This window comes from Candidatus Erwinia dacicola (assembly GCF_001756855.1).
In the GTDB taxonomy this organism is placed as follows: domain Bacteria; phylum Pseudomonadota; class Gammaproteobacteria; order Enterobacterales; family Enterobacteriaceae; genus Erwinia; species Erwinia dacicola.
This window is the reverse complement of record NZ_MAYS01000207.1, coordinates 1-6,322: the sequence shown is the minus strand read 5'-3', so window position 1 is coordinate 6,322 and position 6,322 is coordinate 1. Positions and strand designations below refer to the sequence as shown.

The following is a 6,322-nucleotide window of genomic DNA, read 5'->3' as shown; positions in this document are numbered from 1 at the left end:
CTGGTCGGACGTAAAAGCCGTATTTATCTGACGAAGAAGGTTTTTTCTAAAGACTCTGCCGAAGTTGCCGCCGCTATTATCTCGATGCTGAGCGGCTATAAGGACGTCTGTCACACAATCACGTTCGACAACGGCAGGGAGTTTACCCGGCACAAGGAAGTCGCTGACGCGTTGGAAGCGGAAACCTACTTCGCTCATCCATATGCCTCGTGGCAGCGCGGGCTAAACGAGAACACCAATGGGTTGTTGAGGCAGTTTATCCCGAAAGGAACTGACCTGACGGCAGTGACGGATGACGAGCTCCGCAAGTACCAGGGAGCACTGAATAGCAGGCCACGGAAATGCCTTGGGTTCCGGCAACCTTCAGTGGTCTTTGTAGAGCTAAAACAGGCGGCTTAGCGTTGCACTTCAAACTTGAATCCGCCTCCCTTCGTTTTTCTGTCGTGACTTCAGGGAGGAAAGGCCAGCGATAGCTAGATCATGTCATCAATTAAGAAAGCCGCGAGCAGATTTGCAAATATCCAGGTTTTTGCAAGTTCAGTGTCCTTTGTCCGCAGAGCATCCATTTGCTCATGTCGAAGCGCTTTCCTTCCGGGGTTAACCAGCGCAGTCCCCGCCAGTGAACCCGTACGATATAATCAGCTTCCCCAACAGCAAGCGAGCGGATGCATTCAGGATGGGAACCAAAACCCCGGTCAGCAATGCGTCTCTCGTCTGCTGTCTGCGCAAACCGCTCCAGCCGTTCGGCTTCCCTGCTGCTAGTTAGCTCAAAATCAGTGAACTGACAGGTATGAGGATCGTATCCCATATGCAGTCGCCATTGCACGCTACCGCCACCGGGCGCACCGATTGCAGTTCCATCAATAAGACGCAGTTTCCTGTAGCCTGTACAACCCGTGAACCCGGCGCGGGCAGCCAGTGTTTGTGCAGCAAGGATGGCGAACCAGTCAACCGCATTTTGCAGACGTTTCATGAGGGCTACGTCGGATAATTCCGCAATACCGTGAAGCTGAGCCCAGGCAGTAGCCTCCCGTAGTGACATACCTCCCGGGCCGTAAGCCAGCCCCAGGTGTAACAGAGTTCCGGCGTCGCGGATTTCGCGGCGTCGTATCAGGGCTCCGGCGTTACGTGCCGAAGCATCCAGTTCTTCTGGTTTACCAATACAAGCCAGGAGTGCTGACCAGTTATCGTGGTGAATATTCATTGGGTTGTTAAATCACACAAGGGGCTGGACTGCAATACTTAAGTTAGCGCCTATGAGATACGGACTGACGCTTATCAGCCGTTGCCTTAATGTGTCGCGTGTGCAGCTGTCGCTCTGTATTCACCGACCGTCATACTGGCAGGATAGACGTCGTCAGCGGTATCATGACGATAAGGTGCTTATAGCCCGGATAGTGAAACACATCGCTGAACTATCATCCTACGGATACCGTAGGGTCTGGGCGCTTTTGCGCAAGGAAAGCGAAGATGAGGGAGCAGAAACAGTGAATGCCAAAAGGGTTTACAGAGTGATGCGCGATAATCATCTGCTTCTGGAGAGAAAAGGGGCAGCAGCGGAGCCTCGTTCTCATAACGGTAAAGTGGCAGTGGCGCAAAGTGACCAGCGATGGTGCTCAGATGGCTTTGAGTTCAACTGCGATGACGGCGATAAGTTGCGGGTCACGTTCACTCTGGACTGCTGCGACCGGGAAGCGCTGGACTGGATAGCCACGAATGGAGGCTATACCAGTGATATCGTAAAAGACGGCATGATGAACAGCGCCAGCAAGCGGTTCGGCAACCGACTGCCTGACTTGCCGATAGAGTTCCTGAGCGACAACAGGTCATGTTATACGGCGAAAGAAACTAGAGTGTTCAGCAGGCAACTAAATCTGGAGCAGAGAACAACCGCGGTGCGGAGCCCGCAGAGCAACGGAATGGCGGAAAGCTTCGTGAAGACAATGGAACGGGACTATATCAGCGTAATACCGAAGCCAAACCGTAAGGTGGCTCTTATGAACCTTGCCGTTGTCTTCGAGCATTATAATGATAAGCATCCCCACAGTGCACTGGGATACCGCTCACCACGTGAGTATCGTCGCCGGCGTGAGTCGTTAACTTAAGAGTGATCTGGTGTCTGGATTTATAGGGTCAAATCCAGTTAAGGATTTTACGATTGCCATAACCGGCGCTGACTTTTTTCATCTTCAGCAGTGGGTTTGGCAAGTTTTCAGGTGCGCGGAAGCTAAAGGTAAAGGGGGTGTCGACGTTCGCTGGGGCAATCAGCTCCATCCGCTCCAGCATTTTGATACAACTCTACGCCTGCTTCGCCTTGCTGGCTTTGGCCTTAAAGTGGTCGATAAAGCTTTGCAGGTGCTCGATTTTTAGCTGCTGGTTTCCAAACATCGACTGCTGCTGCGACAGCTTGGTGGCGCGCTGGATTTCAAACGAACTGTAGTTGCCGGAGTACTCGAAAATCGACTGCTGTTCGATATGCAAGATTTTATCCACCACCGGATTGAGAAAGTCGCGGTCGTGGGAGATCAGGATCAGCGTGCTGGTATAGCTTTTCAGTCAGCCAGCGCTCCAGCCAGATCACCGCATCGAGATCGAGGTAGTTGGTTAGCTCATCGAGCAGCAGCAGGTCGGAACGGCAAATCAGCGCCTGAGCGAGGTTAAGGCGCATGCGCCAGCCACCCGAGAAGTCGCTGACCGGGCGCTGCAGCTATTCATGGCTAAATCCAAGGTCGTCCAGCACGCTGGCGGCGCGGGACTGAATAGTCCAAGCCTGTACCGCATTGAGCTTGCCGTGCAACATGGCGATGGCGTGGCTATCATTGATTTCGTTGGTGCGTGCTAGCTGAGCTTCGAGCTGGCGAAATTCACGATCGCCATCGATAACATAACTCTATAGCGGGAACATCCAACGCCGGGGTCTCCTGATTGATCTTGGCCAGCGACCAGTTTCCTGGATAGTTAAAACTGCCCGCATCGGCGCTTATCTCGTTTTTCAGCAGCGCCAGCAAGGTCGATTTGCCACAGCCATTTTTACCCACCAAGCTCACTTTCTGGCCGGGTTTAATGGTTGCAGTCGCGTTTTCGAACAGGACGCGGACACCGCGACGGATTTGTAATGAAGAGAATACAATCATAAGCGCCGTAAGTTCAGAGTATGTTAAATTGAGCCATCATAATCAGTTTTTGGAATCAAATAGTTCCGTTGCGTCGAGCATGGTAGCGGAAATCACCCGCCATGACGACGATTGGGAGAGGAATGATGTCGCAGCCGCCTAAAGTCTTGCTGTTGTACGCCCACCCGGAGTCTCAGGATTCGATTGCCAATCGCATTTTGCTACAACCAGCAAGGGATCTGGACAATGTCACGGTCCACGACCTGTATGCACACTATCCGGATTTTTTTATCGATATTCACCACGAACAGCAGCTGCTGCGTGAACATCAAATCATTGTTTTCCAGCATCCCCTTTACACTTACAGCTGCCCGGCGCTGCTAAAAGAGTGGCTGGATCGTGTGCTGTCGCGCGACTTTGCCAGCGGCGTGGGCGGTAACGTGCTGGAAGGAAAATACTGGCGCAGCGTGATCACCACCGGTGAACCGGAGGCTGCCTACCATCAGGAGGGGCTGAACCGTTACCCGATGTCGGACATTATGCGCACGTTCGAACTGACGGCGCAGATGTGCAGCATGCACTGGCTGATGCCGATGATTATCTACTGGGCACGCCGCCAGTCTGGAGACGTGATGAACAATTATGCCCACGCTTATAGCGACTGGCTCGCCAATCCGCTGTCCCATGGAGGAGTTTAGATGGAAGGACAAAGCCTCCTGACCGCCGGTGTTGTTTATCTGTTCGCGGCCGTGATTGCGGTGCCGATTGCGGCCCATCTCGGCATCGGTGCGGTGCTGGGTTATCTGCTGGCGGGGATTGCCATTGGTCCTTGGGGACTGGGCTTTATCAGCGACGTTGACGAGATCCTGCACTTCTCCGAACTCGGCGTGGTGTTCCTGATGTTTATCATCGGTCTGGAACTGAAACTGTCGAAACTGTGGGAGCTGCGGCGCTCAATATTTGGCGTCGGTGCGGCGCAGGTGATCCTGAGTGCAGCGGTGCTCGGCGGCCTGCTGCTGCTGCTAACCGATTTCTCCTGGCAGGCGACCGCTATCGGCGGCATCGGGCTGGCGATGTCATCCACTTCGATGGCTTTACAGCTGATGCGCGATAAAGGGATGAACCACAACGAATCCGGGCAACTCGGTTTCTCGGTGCTACTGTTCCAGGACCTGATGGTGATCCCGGCGCTGGCGCTGGTGCCGTTACTGTCCGGCGACGACAGCGGTCATACCGATTGGATGAAGGTGGGCATGAAGGTGCTGGCCTTTGGCGGCATGTTGATCGGCGGGTGCTATCTGCTGCGGCCGATATTCCGCTTTATTGCCGCTTCCGGCGTGCGCGAAGTGTTTACCGCCGCAGCGCTGCTGCTGGTGCTTGGCTCGGCGCTGTTTATGGATGCGCTCGGGTTGTCGATGGCACTCGGCACCTTTATTGCCGGTATCCTGCTGGCGGAAAGTGAATATCGCCACGAGCTGGAAATCGCGATAGATCCGTTTAAAGGCCTGCTGCTGGGGCTGTTTTTTATTTCGGTCGGCATGGCGCTTAACCTCGGAGTGCTCTATAGCAATATTATTGAGATCCTCGCCGGCGTCGTGATTCTGGTCGCGGTGAAGGTGGCGGTGCTGTATTTGCTGTCGCGCATCTACGGCCTGCGTAGCTCGGAACGGCTGCAGTTTTCCACGGTGCTCAGCCAAGGCGGCGAGTTTGCCTTCGTGCTGTTCTCTGCTGCTTCTTCGGCGAAGCTGTTCAGCAGTGACCAGATGCTGCTGGTGACGGTGACGCTGTCGATGATGACCACGCCGCTGCTGATGCAGGGCGTGGATAGAATCCTCGAACGCCGCTTCAATGAAGTGGATGACTCTGCCGAGAAGCCGTTTGTTGAAGATGATAAACCGCAGGTGATCGTGGTCGGCTTCGGTCGATTTGGTCAGGTGGTAGCGCGCCTGCTGATGGCTAACCAAAAACGCATTACGGTGCTGGAACGCGATATCAGTGCGGTCAGCCTGATGCGCAAATATGGTTACAAGGTGTATTACGGGGATGCCACCGAGCTGGAGCTATTGCATGCCGCCGGAGCAGAAACCGCAAAGTCGATCGTGATAACCTGTAATGGCCCGGAAGATGGGATGGAGATTGTTCATCTCTGCCAGCACCATTTCCCACATCTGCAAATTCTGGCGCGCACCCGGGGCCGCGTTGAGGCGCACGAGCTGCTGCAGGCCGGCGTGTCGCAGTTTTCCCGTGAAACTTTCAGCAGTGCGCTGGAGCTGGGGCGCAAAACCTTAATGACGCTGGGGATGCACCCGCATCAGGCGTTCCGCGCGCAGCAGCACTTCCGCCGCTTGGATATGCGCATGCTGCGTGAGCTGATGCCGAATCACAGCGACAGCCAGCAGATTTCCAGAGTGAAAGAGGCGCGGCGCGAGCTGGAAGATATCTTCCAGGCCGAAATGCAGCACGAGAAGCGGCAGTATGACGGTTGGGATGAGGCAGATTAATTTAGGAAAATACTATGCGTAAACGTTTTATCGCTGGCGCGATCTGCCCGAAGTGCCAGACTCGCGACGCTCTCGCCCTGTGGCGTAAAAATAATATTGATGTGGTCAAGTGTGTTAAATGCGGTCATCAGATGCGTGAAGCCGACAAAAAGGCGCGCGAACAGGTGCGCAGCAACGAGCAGGTGCTCGGAATTTTTCATCCCGAGCAGCGTAATTGCACAGTTTTTTAATCTGTACAGTACAGCTGAGTTGAAATTCGATACAACCGTAGTCACTTAGAGCCCTTAGCGTTGATAATAACAGCCAGCGAATTAAGAACTCAACGCTCTCAACGGTTAGGAGTAATCATGAAAGTAGCAAAAGACTTCGTGGTCAGCCTAGCATACCAAGCCCGTACAGAAGATGGTGTGTTGGTTGATGAATCGCCTGTGAGCGCACCGCTGGACTACCTGCCCGGTCATGGTTCCCTGATTTCTAGGCTCGAGAAGGTGCTGGAAAATCGTGAAGCTGGCGACAAGTTTGATGTGAATATCGCATCAAACGATGCCTACGGCGAATACGATGAGCTAGTGCAACGCGTGCCGAAAGACGTATTCATGGGCGTTGACGAACTGCAAGTTGGCATGAGCTTCCTGGCAGAAACCGACCAAGGTCCGGTACCGATTGAAATCACCGAAATAGACGGCGATCCCGCTTCTTCTGCCAGAG

Annotated in this window: 6 protein-coding genes and 2 pseudogenes; 6 read left to right on the top strand and 2 right to left on the bottom strand. The window is 54.0% G+C overall.

The features are described from left to right. Nucleotides 1–399, top strand: a 399-nt coding sequence (locus tag BBW68_RS06425) for an IS30 family transposase (RefSeq protein ID WP_148127569.1), incomplete at its 5' end; no start/stop codon positions are given. A 172-nt stretch (nt 400–571) separates the two neighbouring features. On the opposite strand, the pseudogene BBW68_RS06420 reads toward BBW68_RS06425, so the two are convergent. After that, nucleotides 572–1,204, bottom strand: a pseudogene (locus BBW68_RS06420) (transposase); the annotation flags it as partial. Nucleotides 1,205–1,208: 4 nt separating this feature from the next. On the opposite strand from BBW68_RS06420, the gene BBW68_RS06415 reads away from it, so the two are divergent. After that, nucleotides 1,209–2,105: an IS3 family transposase gene (locus tag BBW68_RS06415; RefSeq protein ID WP_083264820.1), complete on the top strand. Its 897-nt coding sequence runs from the start codon at nt 1,209–1,211 to the stop codon at nt 2,103–2,105. A gap of 31 nt (nt 2,106–2,136) precedes the next feature. On the opposite strand, the pseudogene BBW68_RS06410 reads toward BBW68_RS06415, so the two are convergent. Continuing rightward, nucleotides 2,137–3,134: pseudogene (locus tag BBW68_RS06410) on the bottom strand (ATP-binding cassette domain-containing protein); the annotation flags it as partial. A 125-nt stretch (nt 3,135–3,259) separates the two neighbouring features. Here BBW68_RS06410 and kefG point away from each other — a divergent pair. The 4 genes from kefG to slyD form a co-directional block, all read left to right on the top strand. Continuing rightward, complete coding sequence (gene kefG / locus BBW68_RS06405; protein WP_070134485.1) at nt 3,260–3,811, top strand: glutathione-regulated potassium-efflux system ancillary protein KefG; 552 nt, start codon at nt 3,260–3,262, stop codon at nt 3,809–3,811. Beyond that, nucleotides 3,812–5,614 carry a glutathione-regulated potassium-efflux system protein KefB gene (gene kefB, locus BBW68_RS06400; RefSeq protein WP_070134484.1) on the top strand — a complete coding sequence of 601 codons (1,803 nt, stop codon included), beginning with the start codon at nt 3,812–3,814 and terminating at the stop codon, nt 5,612–5,614. A gap of 14 nt (nt 5,615–5,628) precedes the next feature. Further along, the gene (locus BBW68_RS06395; RefSeq protein WP_070134483.1) at nt 5,629–5,844 is read left to right on the top strand and encodes a YheV family putative zinc ribbon protein; all 216 of its coding nucleotides are present in this window, start codon (nt 5,629–5,631) and stop codon (nt 5,842–5,844) included. A 117-nt stretch (nt 5,845–5,961) separates the two neighbouring features. Continuing rightward, nucleotides 5,962–6,322: peptidylprolyl isomerase (slyD, locus tag BBW68_RS06390; RefSeq protein WP_102135764.1), on the top strand; the 361-nt coding region annotated here is incomplete at its 3' end.

What these genes read in the sequence shown, in the direction of transcription:
- kefB (WP_070134484.1), top strand. Translation starts at nt 3,812, where the DNA reads ATGGAAGGACAAAGCCTCCTGACCGCCGGTGTTGTTTATCTGTTCGCG.
- kefG (WP_070134485.1), top strand. Translation starts at nt 3,260, where the DNA reads ATGTCGCAGCCGCCTAAAGTCTTGCTGTTGTACGCCCACCCGGAGTCT.
- BBW68_RS06395 (WP_070134483.1), top strand. Translation starts at nt 5,629, where the DNA reads ATGCGTAAACGTTTTATCGCTGGCGCGATCTGCCCGAAGTGCCAGACT.